Origin of the sequence: Paractinoplanes bogorensis (assembly GCF_018829635.1) — a bacterium.
Taxonomy (GTDB): Bacteria; Actinomycetota; Actinomycetes; order Mycobacteriales; family Micromonosporaceae; genus Actinoplanes; species Actinoplanes bogorensis.
In genome coordinates this window covers 106706-123089 of the sequence record NZ_JAHKKG010000008.1, presented here as the reverse complement: position 1 = coordinate 123089, position 16384 = coordinate 106706, and the positions used below count along the sequence as shown (strand labels likewise).

General features: G+C 72.1%; 12 protein-coding genes. 8 read left to right on the top strand and 4 right to left on the bottom strand.

The features are described from left to right. The first annotated feature begins 57 nt into the window (after positions 1-57). From KOI35_RS26125 to KOI35_RS26105, 5 genes are all read left to right on the top strand, one after another. On the top strand, positions 58-735 hold the full coding sequence (locus KOI35_RS26125) for a TY-Chap2 family putative peptide chaperone (protein WP_215791188.1): 678 nt from the start codon (positions 58-60) through the stop codon (positions 733-735). An 11-nt stretch (positions 736-746) separates the two neighbouring features. Further along, complete coding sequence (locus tag KOI35_RS26120; RefSeq protein ID WP_215791186.1) at positions 747-3116, top strand: hypothetical protein; 2370 nt, start codon at positions 747-749, stop codon at positions 3114-3116. Between the two features lie 168 nt (positions 3117-3284). Next, a complete protein-coding gene (locus KOI35_RS26115; RefSeq protein ID WP_215791184.1) occupies positions 3285-4340 on the top strand; it encodes a hypothetical protein in 1056 nt (351 codons plus the stop codon). Beyond that, on the top strand, positions 4324-6027 hold the full coding sequence (locus KOI35_RS26110) for a vWA domain-containing protein (protein ID WP_215791182.1): 1704 nt from the start codon (positions 4324-4326) through the stop codon (positions 6025-6027). The genes KOI35_RS26115 and KOI35_RS26110 overlap by 17 nt, the downstream gene beginning before the upstream one ends. Then, a complete protein-coding gene (locus KOI35_RS26105) occupies positions 6014-6514 on the top strand; it encodes a hypothetical protein (RefSeq protein ID WP_215791180.1) in 501 nt (166 codons plus the stop codon). The genes KOI35_RS26110 and KOI35_RS26105 overlap by 14 nt, the downstream gene beginning before the upstream one ends. A gap of 4 nt (positions 6515-6518) precedes the next feature. On the opposite strand, the gene KOI35_RS26100 is transcribed toward KOI35_RS26105, so the two are convergent. Beyond that, positions 6519-7955 (bottom strand): M28 family peptidase, encoded by a 1437-nt coding sequence (locus tag KOI35_RS26100; RefSeq protein ID WP_246613838.1) that lies wholly within the window; start codon positions 7953-7955, stop codon positions 6519-6521. A gap of 221 nt (positions 7956-8176) precedes the next feature. Then, complete coding sequence (locus tag KOI35_RS26095) at positions 8177-9181, bottom strand: LacI family DNA-binding transcriptional regulator (protein WP_246613798.1); 1005 nt, start codon at positions 9179-9181, stop codon at positions 8177-8179. A gap of 48 nt (positions 9182-9229) precedes the next feature. Between KOI35_RS26095 and KOI35_RS26090 the strand changes: the two genes are divergently transcribed. Both KOI35_RS26090 and KOI35_RS49015 read left to right on the top strand, forming a co-directional pair. Next, on the top strand, positions 9230-10033 hold the full coding sequence (locus tag KOI35_RS26090; protein WP_246613797.1) for a phytanoyl-CoA dioxygenase family protein: 804 nt from the start codon (positions 9230-9232) through the stop codon (positions 10031-10033). A 68-nt stretch (positions 10034-10101) separates the two neighbouring features. Beyond that, positions 10102-12813, top strand: a complete 2712-nt coding sequence (locus tag KOI35_RS49015) for a putative bifunctional diguanylate cyclase/phosphodiesterase (protein ID WP_215791168.1) — start codon at positions 10102-10104, stop codon at positions 12811-12813. Here the strand turns inward: KOI35_RS49015 and KOI35_RS26080 are convergent. Beyond that, a complete protein-coding gene (locus tag KOI35_RS26080) occupies positions 12806-14803 on the bottom strand; it encodes a S9 family peptidase (RefSeq protein WP_215791166.1) in 1998 nt (665 codons plus the stop codon). The two genes, KOI35_RS49015 and KOI35_RS26080, sit on opposite strands and share 8 nt — an antisense overlap. A gap of 63 nt (positions 14804-14866) precedes the next feature. Between KOI35_RS26080 and KOI35_RS26075 the strand changes: the two genes are divergently transcribed. Beyond that, positions 14867-15922 carry a hypothetical protein gene (locus tag KOI35_RS26075; protein ID WP_215791164.1) on the top strand — a complete coding sequence of 352 codons (1056 nt, stop codon included), beginning with the start codon at positions 14867-14869 and terminating at the stop codon, positions 15920-15922. On the opposite strand, the gene KOI35_RS26070 is transcribed toward KOI35_RS26075, so the two are convergent. Then, the gene (locus KOI35_RS26070; protein ID WP_215791162.1) at positions 15893-16375 is read right to left on the bottom strand and encodes a DUF3291 domain-containing protein; all 483 of its coding nucleotides are present in this window, start codon (positions 16373-16375) and stop codon (positions 15893-15895) included. The genes KOI35_RS26075 and KOI35_RS26070 overlap by 30 nt on opposite strands. Positions 16376-16384: the final 9 nt, after the last annotated feature.

The following is a 16384-nucleotide window of genomic DNA, read 5'->3' as shown; positions in this document are numbered from 1 at the left end:
CGACCAAAATTCGCATTTCCGTCGCACCGGCCCGTTAGGCGGACTTACCGTGACGCGATGCTCCTGGTCGAACCGGCGCCGCGTATCGGCGAGGCGCAGCTCTGGTGGATCGCCGCGACCCTGGCCCGGCGACACCCGGGCCTGACCGTCGTGGAGGCGGTCCGCCCACCCGGCGCGGGCGACTGCCTGACGCTGCTGCGCGGCTCCGACGTGGTGGCCTCGCTCGAGATGAGCGGGCACCTGCACACCGGCGGCTGGGCCGGGCTGCCGATCACGCCCGCCTTCGACGCCCCGGACCCGATGCACATGGTCACGTTCGTCGAGAAGGCGGCCGGGCTGACGTCGCCCCGGAAGACCCCGGCCGCCACGCCGGGCACGCTCATGTACCGGGTCGCGGCGGCCCTGGTCGCGTTGACCGCCAACGACCGCGCACGTCTGCAGGTGCGCGCCGAGCTGTCCGACCTCACCGACGGCGTGGCCCAGGTACGCGGCGGCGTGCTGGACTTCGCGCCCGCCGCCGAACGGATCGCGACGATGGCGGACGAGGACGATCCGTTGGCCTGGGTCCAGCGGTTCTGGCACGTGGTGCGCGACGGCGAGACGGTCGCGCTGCTCGACACCGACGGCTACGCGTACGGCAAGGACCAGGCGTACTCGATGCCCGAGATCTACGCCGAGCACGACCGCAAGGTGCACGCCGTGCTGCACACGTGTTTCAGCGAATTCCTGAACTGAAGGATGGCGCGATGTTGCGGCAACCCCTGGTGACCGACGACCCGTTCTGGCGGGCCCGCACCGAGGACGGCAACGGCCGGATCATGGCCGGATCGAGCCTCGAGGACGTCGCGGCGTGGCGGGCGATGCGGCTCAGCGTGGATCTCACCGCGCAGCTCTACCACCGGATCGGGCTCTCCCCGGTGCCGCGGGGCGACGACCTGCTCACGTCGTTCGAGTTCCAGTCGGTGGACTGTGCGGTCGAGAACCCGTACGGGGGAAGGATCGAACCGCCGGAGGCCGATGTCGCCTCGTGGGCCCAGGTCGTGGAGCACCGGCTGGCCGACCTGCCCGCCGGTGGGGTGGGCCACGAGCGCTGCCGGCATGCGCAGGCCCAGGCCCAGGTGCCGCTGATGTGGCAGGTGGCGCTGATGCTGCGCACCGCCCGCGGGGTGCGGCCAGGCCCGTACGTGCGAGCCGTGCCCTACGCCAAGGTCGTGAAGCAGATCGGCGGGCCGGTGGCGATGGCCGACGCCTTCGACCGCGAGGGCACGTGGTTCCTGGTCCATTCCACCGAGACGTGCGCGCTCAGCCCGACCGGTGGCGCCTACTTCGACGACGGCTACATCGATCTGGCCGGGATGGCCCGGCACGGCTCGACCCCGGGCGAACTGGCCGCGGCGATCGAGGACCAGCTGGCCGAGGCGCCGGTGCAGCCGATGGCGGCGATCGCCTGGCGGGCCGGGATGGGTGCGCCCCCGATCGGCGCCGAGTACGGGATCCCGCCCTGGCTCCAGGCCTTCCAGGACGACGCGACGATCGCGCTGGCGGTGCCCTGGGGGGCCTCGCGGGAGCTGGTCGACGCGGCCCTCGGCATCGGGCTGGTGCAGGTCGAGGAGCGCGATCTGCACCTGATCCTGCCGGCCGGGATGGAGGCGGTCACCTGCCGCCGGGTCGCGTTCCTGGCGCCGCGGATCCGGGTCTGGATCCACGACGGGTTCCGGGTCACGCCGGCCCCGATCCCGGCCCGGGCCGAGGTCTTCGCCGCCGCCCGCGCCGACTCGTGGCGCCTCGACCGGGACGCCCGCCACACCATCCATCACCGCCGGCTCGGCCGGGTGCTGGGTGATCGGGCCGCGCGGTGGCGCTGGCTCGGGCAGTTCTCGCACGGCGGCGAGCCGGTCGATCTGGCCGTGGGACCGATGCTGCGGGTGGTCGTGGACGCCACCGAGCCGGACGTGATGACCGTGCCGCACGCGATCGATCACTGGATCTGGGCCCAGGCGAGCCTCGACGAGCTGCGCTCGGTGGTCGAGGATCTGCCGGTCGAGGAGCCGGTGATGCTGTCCTTCGTGGTCGGTGACCCGCGCGGCCAGGCCACCGTCAACCCGTGGACCGACGTGCAGCTGGAGATGCTGGCCGGCTGGCCGCTGCGGTCCGAGATGATCCGGGTCGACCGGTACGACAGCCCGGATCCCGCGATCGACGTCGAGCAGACGATGCCGTGGTCGACGTCGCCGGTGGTCGGCGAGCGCCCGTCACCGCGCTGGGCCGCCCGGATGCAGGCCGCGCTGACCAGCGCGGCCGGCGGCCCGTCGTGGCCGACGCCGGAGGCCCCGATCATCGAATCGGCCCGGCGGGCCCACGAGGACCTCAAGGCGCGCGGGTTCCAGCCCGCCACCCGCCGCGTGACCTCGATGCCGGCGTTCGCGATCAACCTGTTCGGCCCGCTCACGCCGGACGGGGTGGCGGCGATCTTCGAGGCGCAGGGGATGCCGGTGCTGCGGGCCGAGGCGCCGCAGCTGTTCTGGCGCGATCCCGAGAACCGGCTGCGTGACGGCCTGACCGGGGTCGACGTGCTGCTGCGGGGGTTCGCCGACGATCTGGAGCCGGTCGCCCTGCTGGTCTGCGTCAAGCTCGTCGAGGAGGGTTTCGACGAGTGCCAGTACCACCAGTCCGCGGCCAACCCGCGGCGTTCGGCGTGCCGGACGGCGGCCCCGTTCGGCGGCGACCCGGCGGCCTGCTTCCAGACCCGCCGCCACGACCCGGCCCAGCCCGCGCCGCGCTACTTCGAGGTGCTGGCCCCGGCGACGGTCGCCCACCCGGACGGCGGCTGCCCATTCCGGGTCGACAACGAGCAGATGCGCCTGCTCGCCCTGGCCGACGCCCTGCGCGACAGCGGCGACTATACGGCGACACGGGTGCTGCTGTGCGCGCCGAAGGCGAACCAGGCGGTGTGGCGCCGGCTCGACGAGGCGAGCCGGCCGTTCCAGGACCCCGAGCACGCCTTGCTGGGCCGGTTGCCGGCCGAGGATGTGCTCGAGCTGGCCGGGCATCCGGAGGCCGAGCTGATGCGGTGGCGCTACCACCTCGAGGAGGACGCGCGGGTGCACGTGCGCTGAGGTTCTACCCTGGACGGGCAGACGTCCGTCAATGGTCGGGTGGGTATGAAATCCCAGCTCAGCAGGGCGATCCTCGGCAGTTTCCTAGCGCTTCTGATAGTCCTCGGTGGATGGTCGGCCTCCTCCGGTCACCGCGCGAGGGCCTGCGCCATCCAGATTCCCTATCTGTTGACCTGTGATCTGTTCAAAGTTCACGGACTGGTCGGCTCCGAGAAACTCTCCTTCTTCGCCGACCCCGACGTCCGGGCCGCGTTCGCCCGGCACGGCCTCGACGTCACCGTGGAGTCGGCCGGGTCGCGCACCATGGCCTGCGACAGCGACCTGGCGGCCTACGACTTCGCGTTCCCCGGAAGCGAACCGGCGGCCGCGGGCGTGCTGGCCAAGCAGGGAGTCGTGGCCGCTCCGATCCCGGTCTTCTCGTCGCCGCTGGTCGTCGCGACCTACCGCGACGTGGCCCGCGCGCTGCCGGCCGGGGTGGTGTCGCCCGACCTGCGCACGTTCGACGTCGAGCGCTACCTCGACGACGTGTTCACGGCGGGCAAGCGGTGGGGCGATCTCCGGCTCGCCCCGCCCTACCCCACCTTCCAGCGGGCCGTGCTGCTCAGCACCCGGCTCGACACGTCCAACTCGGCCGAACTGCTGCTCGCCCTGACCAGCTATGCGGCCAACGGCGACCGGCCGATCGCGTCGCCCGACCCGGGCGCGGTCACCGATCGGATGGAGAGCCTGTTCCGCGCCCAGGGCAGCACCGGCCTGACCAGCGAGGAACCGTTCGACCAGTACTTCTCGGCCGAGGGCTACCAGTTGCCGCTGCAGGTGGTCTACGAGGCCCAGTTCCTCGACGCCGTCCGCCAGGATCCGGCCGGCCTGGTCAGCCGCGTCACCGCCGTCGACGGCACCAAGGTGACGCTCGAGCGGATCATGCTCTATCCGCTGCGCAGCGTCTCGAGCACCCACGCGATCGCCGCCCTGAAACCCCGGGGCACCGAGGTGGCGACGGTACTGACCGGCGATCCGGAGCTGCGCCGGCTGGCCGCCCGGCACGGGTTCCGGCCGGCCGGTGACGCCGCGGTGTTCGCCGACGAGAACGCCGACCGGGGCGCCGCCGTCGACCTGCCCGGGCCACCGGTACCCGTGCCACCACAGGCACTGTGGAACTCGTTCCTCGACACCGTCGTCGCGGGCGTCTACGGAAAGGACCGGGCCGGTGCGACGTGCGCGTAGGGCCCTGAGCCTGCTGCTGGCCGCCATGATCGTCGTGCCGGTGGCCGCCTGCGAATCGGGTCCGAGCGAGGACCCGCCGGTGCTGCGCATCCTGGCCGGCAGCGAGCTCGAGGACATGAGCGGCATCCTGCGCGAGGCCGAGCAGGCTTTGAAGATCAAGATCGAGCTTTCCCGTACGGGCTCAGTAGAGGGTGCCCAGGAGCTGGCCGACCCGGAAGCGGCCCAGCGGTACGACGCCGTCTGGTTCGGCGCCGACCAGTTCTTCGGCATGTGGCCGGACAGCCGGAAGGCGCTGCTGCGGCAGTCTCCACCGCTGATGCGCTCCCCCGTCGTGTTCGGCGTGCGGGCGGCGCTGGCCGATCAGCTCGGCTGGAGCAGCGGCCGTTCGGCGAGCTGGAACGCGATCGTCGGGGCGATCGCCCAGGGCCGTTTCCGCTACGGGATGACCCGTCCCGACCACTCCAACTCGGGCCTGGCCGGGCTGACCGCGGTGGCGACCGCGGCCGCCGGCACCGGCTTGCCAGTGACCGCGGACGACATCCCGCGCATGCAGCCGTACCTGAGCCGCTTCTTCACCGGCCACCACCTGGCCGCCGACACCTCGCGGGTGCTCTCCGACGCGTACGTGCGCCAGGTCGGCACGGGCCGCGCCGAGTGCGGGCGCAAGGCCAGCCCCGAGGGCGTGGACGGGCTGGTCATCTACGAGTCCGAGGTGCGGCGGATGTCGGCCACGCTGCCCGAGGCGTGCCGGCTCACCGCGATCTACCCGGGCGAGGGCACGATCGTCGCCGAATATCGGCTCACCCTGCTGCGCGGCGCCACCGCCCGCGAGCAGGACACGTTCGACCGGCTGTGGCGCTGGCTGTTCGCCCCGGCCACCCAGGAGAAGATCCGCGACGCGACCGCCCGCCGGCCCGGCAACCCGGCCGTGGCCCCGGATCCGGCCGCGGTGCCGGTGCCTCAGCTGCGCTATCCGACCGATCCCGAGGTGCTGCGCAAGCTGGTCGACCGCTACCGCGAGCAGGTGCGGCCGCCGTCCCGGATGGTGTTCGTGCTCGACGTGTCGGGCTCGATGGACACCAACATGCCGTTGCTGCGGCAGGCGCTGATCGGGCTGACCGGCAGCAATCCGGACGACCCGACGACGTACTTCAGCTTCCTGCCGGGCGAGCGGGTCGACTTCGTGCCGTTCAACAGCCGGGCCGAGCCGCCCCGCCAGTTCGTGCTGCCGGCCGACGAGAGCACCGCACCGGCGCTGAAGGCCATTCAGGCGTACGCCCGTACGGAACTGCGGGCCCAGGGCAACACGGCCATGTACGACGCCCTCGAACGCGCGCACCAGCTGGTCCGGGCCGGGTTGAAGCCGGAGAGCACGTCGATCGTGCTGTTCTCGGACGGGCAGAACAACTGCGGGGCCAACTACGGCGACTACCAGAAGTTCCGGGCCAAGCTGTCGGCAGCCGAGCGTGCCGTACGCATCTACACGATCGCCTTCGACTCGGGCGAGCAGAACACCACCACCTGCGCCGGTTACCAGGCCGATGCCGGTCCGGAGGGCGCGGGTGGCGGCTCGCAGTGGGAGCGGGAGCTGCGCGCGATCGCCGAGCAGAGCGACGGGCAGCTGTTCGTGCCGACCCGGGACACGCCTCTCTACAGCATCTTCTGGAGCATCCGTGGCTATCAGTAGGTTCTGGCTGCGCTGGTTCGGCTCGCGGCCGCACCTGGTCGGGGCCGGTGTCGCGTTGCTGCTGATCGTGGCGGCGCTGCTCGGCGTACTGGAAACGCTTCTTCGTCCGCACTTCGGCATCTGGTGGCTTGTCGTGCTGGCCGGTTACGTGGTCGGGTGGTTCCTCACCGGCGTGGTGATGTGGCTGCCCGGGCACGTGATCCGCAAGGACGTGGCGCCGCGCGGCTGGGCCTCGATCGCCCTGCCCGAGCTGGCCCCGCGGCCCGCCTCGCGCGGCATCGAGCACAAGGGCCGCATGGTGATCGGCATGGTCGTCTTCGTGTTCGGCGTGCTGCTGACGGCGCTGATCATCGGGAGCCCGGCCCGGGCCGAGGCGCTCGGCGGCATCATGAGCGGCCTCGGCGGGCTCTTCGGTCTGTACGTGGCGTTGCGCGCGAGCGCGAAGCCGGTCGGCCGGCATCACAAGGATCCGCCGACCGGCCCCTGACGCGCTATCGGGTCAGGTGGTCACCGCCGTCGGCCGTACGGGCAACCGCCGCCGTCGTGGTGCGCGGCGGGAGCGACGAGGTGTCCCGGGCGAACGTGGCCACCGCGGTCGCGACCGCGTCGGCGTTGGTGTCCAGCGCGAACGTGTTGATGTTGCCGACCAGCTTGTACTTCTTGCGCAGCTGGGCGTAGAGCGCGGCGTCGGCGCCGTCCCGCTCGGGTGTGAAGCTGTCGCACGCCTCGTGGTAGCACGGGTCGTAGGCGGCACCGGCCACGCCGCCCCACTTGGCCACGTCGGCCTCGGTCTTCTCGACCTCGGCCCCGGTGAACAGGCCACCAGCCGGGATGCCGGTCGCGATGAACGGCCCGTAGTCGGAACGGCCGGTGAAGTCGGCCGCCGCCGTGGCCTGCTTGCGGGCGGCGAAGAAGTTCTGGAACACCGCCTCGATCTGCGCCGAGCCGGCCGGGCCGGGACCGGCGCCGGTGGCGTCCGAGTCGTCGCCGTCGTACACGCCGAACGTGTAGTTGGGCGAGCCGATCATGTCGAAGTTCAGGTACAGCGCGATCTTCGCCTGCTCGGCCGCGGGCAGGTTGTTCACATAGAAGGTCGAGCCGACCAGGCTGGCCTCCTCGGCGCCCCACCACGCGAACCGCAGCTTGTTCTTGGACTTGAGGTTGCGGGCCTGCAGCGCGGTCTCGAGGATGCCGGCGCTGCCGGTGCCGTTGTCGTTGATGCCCGGACCGGCCGGCACCGAGTCGAGGTGGGCGCCCGACATGACGATGTTGTTCGGGTTGCCCCACTTGGATTCGGCGATGACGTTCTCGGTCTGGCGCACCTCGGCCACCGTCGTGGCCGAGACGGTGACGGTCAGGCCCGCGGTGCCGGCGAAGGCGACGCCCTGCGGATACGAGATGCCGATGACCGGGATCCCGACCGGGTCGCCGAGCGTGCCGAAGTAGAGGTCCTGCCGGTCGGCGCCGGTGGTGTTGCCCTGGTTCATGATGATGGCGCCGATCGCCCCCGCGGCCTCGGCGTTCGCGGCCTTCTGGCCGAACGGGCAGGTGCCGCGCTGGATCAGGGCGATGTTGCCGGCGACGCCGGTGAAGTCGGCCGCCTCGCAGCCCGAGGTGCTGGTGTTCGGCGTGGTGAGCTGCAGGTCGACCGGGACCACGGTGCCGGTGGCGGTGCCGTTGCCCGAGCAGTCGAGCACGTCGTAGTCGACCTGATCGGCGTACGTGGTCGGGGTCGGGGTGTTCTGGGTGAACGCCGAGGCGGTGTCCTCACAGAAGTTGAACGGGAACGGCTGCCGCTTCACCTGGTAGCCGGCCGCCCGCATGAGGGCCGACACGTAGTCGGCGCTGCGGGTGAAGCCGGGCGTGCCCGAGGCGCGGGTGTCGCCGTTCAGCTTGGCGATCGCCTGGAAGGCGACCAGGTGTCGCATCACCCCGGCCAGGGTGACCGCCCGGGGCAGGTCCTTGACGGAGTTGCCGGAGGCTTGCGCCGGTGCGGCCGCCAGCGTTCCTAACAGGACAGTTACCCCGATGACGGATAAAGCTCTGGATATACGAGACACCACGTTGTGCTCTCCTCTGATGTGGAGTGGATCGTGATATCCATCAAACTAGATGCATCTATGCACGTCCGGGAACCGGCCGTCCGGGCCTATGCGCTGCGCCGGATCTCCAGGTGGTGCGGTACGACGATCCGCCGGCCCGGGCGGGGCTCGCGACTATGGGAGGCCAGGCAGGCCAGGGCAGCCTCGGCCAGGGCGGCCTTGTCGGGTGAGACAGTGGTCAGGGCCGGATTCGCGTAGCGCCCGTCCTCGATGTCGTCGAATCCGGCCACGGCCAGGTCGCCGGGCACGCTCAGCCCCCGCTCGAGCGCGACGTGCATCGCCCCCAGCGCGAGCTGATCACTGAAGCAGAACACCGCGTCGACCTCGGTTCCGGCGTCGAGCAGCCGGCGCATCGCGGCCGCCCCGTCCGCGCGGTGCAAGCTTTCCACGTCAACTTCGAGTTCTTTCCCGTACGCGATCCCGCCCGCCCGCAACGCCTGCCGGTACCCCTCCGCACGCCGCGCCGCGGTGCCGTTCGCGAGATGCGGCTGGAGCCCGATCGCGGCGATCCGGGTGCGCCCGCTCGTGATCAGGTGCCGGGTCATGGCGGCGGCCGCGGCCACGTTGTCGATCGCGACGTGATCGAGGAGGCCGTCCGCGTCCTGCTCGCCCAGCAGCACCAGCGGGGCGCTGTCGGGGCGGCGGGTCAGCTCGGCCGGCGAGAGCGCCCACGGGCTCACGATGAGACCGTCGACGGCCTGCCCGCGTACGCCATCAAGCAGTTCCCGCTCCCGCGTGGCGTCCCCGCCGGTCTGCTGCACGAGCAACGTCCACGTGTACGCCTCGGCACCGTCGGCCAGATGCCCGGCCAGCTCGCCGAAGTAGGGCGACGCGATCTCCGGCAGCACCAGCGCGACCAGCCCGGACCGCCCGCCGCGCAGGTGCCGGGCGGCCGCGTTCGGCTTGTACTGCAGCTCGTCGATCACCCGCTGCACCCGTTCGCGGGTCGCCGGCGCGACCAGCGGGAAGCCGGACACGACGTTGGACACCGTGCGCACCGACACCCCGGCCCGCGCGGCGACCTGCCTCAGATTCGCAGCCACGGGAGCCATCCTAACGACCACTTGCAACGTGGCATGCCACGTTGCAATATGAACGGCATGACGACATCGATGCGCGACGCGATCTATACCGACGGCATCATCGCCCGGCGCGGGGCGTTCAGCACCGCCTGGGCCGACGCCATGCGCGAGGACATCGAGACCGCGTTCGCCGAGGCCATCGCCCGTCCCGGCGGCGCCGTCGGGCGCGGCCCCAAACGCTGGTACGTCGAGATCCACCCGTCGCAGCTGCGCGGGTTCGTCGATCTGGTGACCCACCCGTGGGTCACCGCCGTCTGCACCGAGGTGCTCGGGCCGGACTACGAGATCGTCGAGCTCGGCTTCGACATCCCGTTCGCCGGCGCGGTCAACCAGCCGTGGCACCGCGACTTCCCGATGCCCGCGGCGACCCGCGCCGAGCGCCGCCTCAACTCGCTGGCCTTCAACCTGACCGGTGTCGACACCACCGACGACATGGGCCCGTTCGAGATCGCCCCGGGCACCCAGTTCGACGACCACCCCGACTTCGGCCACGACATGTTCCCGCCCAAGTCCCACTACGCCCGCTACGACGAGCTGGCCGTCCGCAAATATCCGCAGCGCGGCGACATCTCGGCCCGCTCGGCCCTGACCATCCACCGCGGCACGGCCAACCACTCCGAGAAGTCCCGCCCGGTGCTCGTGCTGGGAGTCGACGCCCCCGACGCCACCAACGGCGACAAGCACGCGATGGCCGTGACCCGCCCGTACTGGGCGGCCCTCCCCCAGGCGGTTCGCGATCACCTGCACTGCCCGGTCGTCGACGAGCTCACCCCGATCACCCAGAAGCACACGATCGAGGGCCTGGTGATGGGCGAGGCCTAAGCCACCGGTCCGGCGCGCCGAAGGGGGAACAGGGGGCGCGCGAGTTGACGGTAAACAGGCACCACACCGTGCACGACACGCTGCCCGGGCCCGACCTTGCCGGGTTCGAGGCGGTCGAGCAGGCCTCGCGGCTCCTGGGTGGCCGGCCCCGGCCAGGCGTACGGCCGCGGACGGTACGTCTCTACGCCGCCTGGGCGGTTCTGCTGTTCGTCGCGTACGCGCTGGCTCCGCAACTCGGCCTGATCGTCTACGGCCCGGTCATCGTCTCGACGATCACCGTCATGATCGTCGGCACGGTGCGCAACCGTCCCCGCCGCCGGCTGCCGTGGGTGCTGTTCACCGGCGCGTACGTGGCCTTCGCGACCGCCTCGATGATGGCCTTCGCCAACGGCGGCAAGTTCCCCTCCGCCGCCGACGCGGTCTTCCTCGGCCTCTACCTGCCCCTGCTGCTCGGCGGGTTCATCGCGCTGACCCGCTCGGGCGCGCCGATCCTGGACCGGGCCAGCACCCTCGACGCGATCATCCTGACCATCGGGGCCGGGTTCCTGGCCTGGACGTTCCTGATCCAGCCGTTCCTGCGCCATCCCGACCTGCCCGCGATGACCAAGCTGGTGTCGGTCGCCTACCCGATCACCGACGTGCTCATCCTGGCCGTGCTGGCCCGGCTCGGCCTGGGCGCGGCCCGCACGGTCAGCGGCTGGCTGCTGGTCGTCTCGGTCATCGCCATGCTGACCTCGGACACGATGTACGGCCTGGACCGGCTCAACAGCGGCTTCTCGCTGGGCGGCCCGACCGACCTGGGCTGGCTGGTGTTCTATCTGGCCGGTGGCCTGGCCGTGCTGCACCCGTCGATGGCCAAGCTGACCGAGCCGCACCTGCTCTCGCGCACCCAGGTGTCGCTGCGCCGGGGCGTGCTCACCGTCGCCTCGCTGCTCGCCCCGGCCGCGCTGATGATCCAGGCGCTGCGCGGGCCGGTCCTCGACGGCGCCGTGATCGCCTCGGTGTCGGCCGTGATGATCCTGCTCGCGCTGTCCCGCACCGCCGCGGTCGCGGCCAGCCTGCGCCAGACCCTGGCCCGCGAGCGCGAGCTGCGGCAGGCCTGCGAGTCGCTGCTGCTGTGCGCCGACGCCGAGGCCGTGACCTCGGTGCTGCGGCACGCGGTGGGCCGGCTGCTGCCCGACGGCACCCGGCACCGGGTCGAGCTCACGCTGAGCGAGGACGGCCCCTTCCCCGCGCCGATGCGGGTCGCTCCCGACAGCGGGGACGACTTCGACCTGGCCCTGCACTGCCCGCTCGGGGTGGGCAGCACCCGGATCGGCGAGCTGCTGGTCGCCGGGGACGAGGCGAGCCTGGTCGAACTTCAGCAGTCGCTGCCGGTGCTGGCCGGGCAGGCGGCCACGATGATCGACCGGATCCGCCTCAACCGCGAGCTCAACCGGCAGGAGAGCCAGCTCTACGTGGAGAGCGAGCTGCTCGCCCGGGCCTATCTCGACCCGCTGACCGGCCTCGGCAACCGGACCCGGTTCACCGACGACGCGGCCCGGGTGGCCGGCCAGGCCGGACCGGACCGGCTCGGAGCGGTTCTTGTGGTCAACGTCGACGACTTCCGGGCGATCAACGACACGATGGGCCACGACGTCGGCGACGGCCTGCTGATCGCGCTCGGCGCGCGCCTGACCGAGCTGGTCGGCGACCGCGGCCAGGTGTCGCGGCTGGGCGCCGACGAGTTCGGGATCGTGCTGCCCGACGCCCGTGACGTGGGCGTAGTCGATGCGCTGGCCGAGCGGATCATCGCCGTACCCGGGGAAGGTTTTGCCGTCGGGGAAAGCCTGGTGACCGCGCGGCTGCGGGCCGGGGTGGCCACGACGCTCGACGCCGCCAGTGCCAACGAACTGGCCGGGCAGGCCGACGTCGCCCTGGACAGCGCGCGCAGCGCCGGGGAACCGCGGTGGCGCCGCTACGACGCGGCCCTGCACGCGCAGGTCATCGACGAGATGCAGCTGCGCACGGAGTTGTCGCGGGCGCTGGCCGACGACGCGTTCCGGCTGAACTACCAGCCGATCGTCGAGATGGACTCGGGCCGTACGGTCGGCTTCGAGGCCCTGCTCCGCTGGCCGCACCCGACCCGCGGCATGGTGTCACCGGCGGTGTTCGTGCCGCTGGCCGAGGAATCCGGGCTGATCGTCGAGCTGGGCGCGTGGGTGCTGCACACTGCCGTGCACGAGGCGGCCTCGTGGGCCCGGCTGGTGCCCGGCGTCGCGCCCTACGTGAGCGTCAACGTGTCGGTGCGCCAGTTCCTCACGCCTGGCTTCGTGGCGCGCGTGCACGACGAACTGGCGAGCAGCGGACTGCCGGCCGAACGGCTCACCCTGGAGATCACCGAGAGCCTGCTGCTGGGCGACCAGGACCAGATCCAGGCCGACATCACCCGGCTGCGGGCGGGCGGCATCAAGGTGTCGATCGACGACTTCGGCACCGGCTACTCGTCGCTGAGCTACCTGCACCGGGTGCCGGTCGACACCCTCAAGCTCGACAAGTCGTTCGTCGACACCATCACCACCTCGGCCCGCCAGCACGACCTGGTCCGCGGCATCCTGCGGATGGCGGCCACGCTCTCGCTGTCGGTGGTCGCCGAGGGCATCGAGACCGAGGACGAGCACCGGATGCTGGCCGCCGCGGGCTGCGCCTTCGGGCAGGGTTTCCTCTTCGCCCGGCCGCTCACCGACGTCGACGCCCGGGCCCGGGTGGCCGCCCCCGCTTCGGATGGCCGCGTCAGCTGAGTTCCTTGGGGCGTTCCCACTTCTCTTCCCGTACGTGGTGGGCCAGGAACGCCAGCACGGTGGCGTACCACGTTTTCGCGTTACCCGGTTTGAGAATCCAGTGGTTCTCGTCCGGGAAATAGAGGAACTTGTGCGGGCTGTCCTTGCTCCTTGAAATCGACTGAAGGTCCCACCAGAGCCTCAGCCCCTCGCCGATCGGCACCCGGTAGTCCCGGTCGCCGTGGATGACCAGCATCGGGGTCGTGATCGCGTCGGCGAAGCGGTGCGGGGAGTTGGTCTCGAGCCGCTCCGCGTCGAGTTCGCGCAGCCAGTAGAACGGCAGGTCGGTGGTCATCATCATCTGGTCGAGGGCCCACAGCGACGCGTGCGTGACGATCGCCCGGAAGCGGTCGGTGTGCCCGGCGATCCAGTTGGCCATGTAGCCGCCGAACGAGCCGCCCATCGCGCCGGTGCGGGTCTCGTCGATGTCGGGGCGCCGCACCACGTCGTCGGTGAGGGCCATCAGATCCGCGTAGGGCGCGTCGCCCCACGAGCCCCAGCCGCGCTTGAGGAAGTCGTAGCCGTAACCGGTGGACAGTCCCGGGTCGGGCATCAGCACCGCATAGCCGTGGGCCACCATGATCCACGGGTTCCAGCGCCACATCCACGAGTTCCACGACCCGAACGGCCCGCCGTGGACCCACAGCAGCAGCGGCGCGGGTTCCGCGGCTTCGGCGGGAAGCGCCAGCCACGCGCGCAAAAGGGTGCCGTCGGCCGCCGTCGTGGTGACCTCTTCGAGCCGCCCGGGCAGCGCCGGCGCCTCGGCCGGGCCGCGCAACGTGAACGCGCCCGTGCCGTCGAGGGCCACCCGCACCGGGCTCGGCGGGCTGTCCAGGGCGCTGCGCAACGCGTACGCCCATCGGCCGTCGGGCGACAGGCGGATGTCGGTGTAGGCCGCATCGTCGCTGGTCAGCCGGGTCACTTCGCCGCTCGCCACGTCGATCCGCCACAGCGGCGAGCGCCCGCGGTCGTCGGCCGCCACGACCAGCGCCGTGCCGTCCGGGATCCAGTGCGGTTCGCCCGGCCAGCGGTCCCAGCCGTCGGTCAGCGGCCGCACCGTGCCCCCGGCCAGCGGCACCAGCGCCATCCACATGTCACCCGGATCGTCCCGGCTGGACCGCCGCCGCACGGTGACCGCCACCTGCGTGCCGTCCGGCGACACCCGCGGTGAGCCGTAGTCGTTCCCCTCGTCGGCGGCCAGGTCGCGGCGCTCGCCGGTCGCCACGTCGACGGCCACCACGGTCGTGCGCAGCGATCCGCCCGGCGCGGCGACGTGCCAGGTGGCCACCGCCGTACGCCCGTCCGGCGCCAGATCCCAGTCGCCCTCGATGTCCAGCGCCACCCCGACGTGCCCGGTCAGGTCGCGCAGTTCGAGTTCGCCGTCGTCGGGCACCCGGTCGGCCGCGAGCAGCCGGGGCCGGTCGGGCCCGAGGTCGTGGTCCCAGTAGCGGATCGGGAACCCCTCGTGCAGGATCGCAGAGACCCCGGCCTCCTTGCGCTGCTTGCGGGCCTCGCGGTCGGTGTCGACGCCCCCGGAGGCGGGCAGCAGCGAAGAACCCGCGATCAGCGCTCCGCTCGCGCTGACCCGGACGCCGTGCACGCCCCCGGGCAGCTTGGCGATCACCCGGGCGTCGCCGCCCCCGGCCGGCTGCAGCCACAGCGCGGCCGCCTTGTCGTCGTCCTCGCCGTCGGGCCCGGGCCGGGCCGAGGTGAACAGCAGATCTCCGTCCGGCGTGAACGCGGCCCCCGCCTCGCCCTTGACGCTGCGGGTCAGCCGGCGTGCGGGCCGTTCCCCGGCCGGGTCGACCTCCCACAACGCGGTGGCGTAGCGCGCGTTCTCCTGGTCCGGCGTGCCCACGCCGACGACGAGCCGGCGCCCGTCCGGCGAGAGCCACAGCCCGGCCAGGCGCGGCAGTCGGACAAAGGCGTCGAGGTCCCCGAAAGCAGTCACACGACCCTGTCTACCACCGCGGGCCGGCTACGGCTGTCCGCGACCACCGGTAGGGTGCCGCGCATGCCTCTCGACTGGTCGGCGCTCAGCCACGCGTACGGGCCGGCCACGGATCTGCCGGATCTGCTGCGCGCGCTGCGATCGACCGACTCTTCCAGCCGGGCCGAAGCCGCGGAGCAGTTCCGGGCGCGGGCGCTGCATCAGGACACCATCTATCCGGCCACCGTCGCCGCGGTGCCGTTCCTGATCGAGCTGCTGGCCGACGACCACGCGCCCGACCGCACGCTCGGGCACGAATTGCTGGCCGACATCCTGCCCGACCTCTCCCCCGCCCGTCCGCACCCGCTCGGGCCCCGGCTGCACGAGCTGGCTGAGCGGCGCAGCGACCTCTACCTCGGACGGCGACACGAAATCGAACCGGTGCTGCGGCAGGCACACGAGGCCGTACGGGCCGGGGTGCCGACTTTCGTCAGTCTGCTCGGCAACGACGACCGGGACGCCCGCGGCCTGTCCGCGCACCTGCTCAGCTTCTTCCCCGAGGAGGCGCCGCGGGTCGTCCCGGCCCTCACCGCCCGTCTCGCCGTCGAACCGGACCGGGTGGTCGCCTCGGTCCTCGCCCTCACCGCCGGAATGATCGGCGATCCGGCCGACGCCGCCCTGGTGGCCGCGGTGGCCGGCGTCGACCGGTCCGCCCGGATCCGCCGCTGGACGGTGCTGATGGGCCTGGCACGGCTCACCCCCGAGCCCGGCTCGGAGATGCTGGCGGAGCTGACCGACTGCCTGTTCCACGGCCCGACGGAGCTCTCCGGGTGGCCCTTCCACCAAGAGAATCCGGCCCACGGCGCGTCGCTGGCGCTGGGCGACCTGACCGTCCGTTCCGAGCCGGTGCTGGCCCCCCTGCTGCTGGCCGGCCTGGCCGCCGGCGGCGAGGATCCGAGCCGCTTCCTCTACGCGGTGGAGCTGCTGCTGAGCCTGGCTTTCCCCGACGGCCCGCGGCCGGACGACGCCGCGCTCACGCCGTTGCAGGAGGCCACCGCCCGCGCCGTCCACGACAGCGGGCTCGCCGAGCTCTATGCGGTCGCCCGCCTGCTAAGCGAGTGCAACCTGTCCGCCGCCTAGCGCCCGTTCGTCCGGGCCGGCATACGGCTCACGCAGCGTGAACGCCTTGGGTGACGGGCCCTGGTCGCGCAGCTGGTCGAGGCGGGTGGCGGCCTCGGTGACGCTGGGCCGGGTGCCGGCCGGGATCCACCACAGCACCAGGTGCGGGCCGCCCAACGGCACGAACCAGTCACGGCGGCGGCGCAGCGGGCCCAGGTGCGGGGTTCGGTAGGTGAAGGCGCGCAGGTCGTCGATCGTCTCCCACACCGTCAGGTTGACGATGACGTCGTCGCCGAAGGGGCGCAGCGCGGTGGCGTCGCCCGACTCGTCCTGCAGGCGCCACACGTAGCCGGGCGAGCTCTCGGCCAGCTCGTTGATCTCGGGCAGGAAAGCCACGAAGTCGGCCAGCTCGGGGCTGTCGAGCGGGGCCCGCAGGCGGGCGATGTTCAGCTGCGCGAGGTGATGGTCGGCCATGCGGTCAGC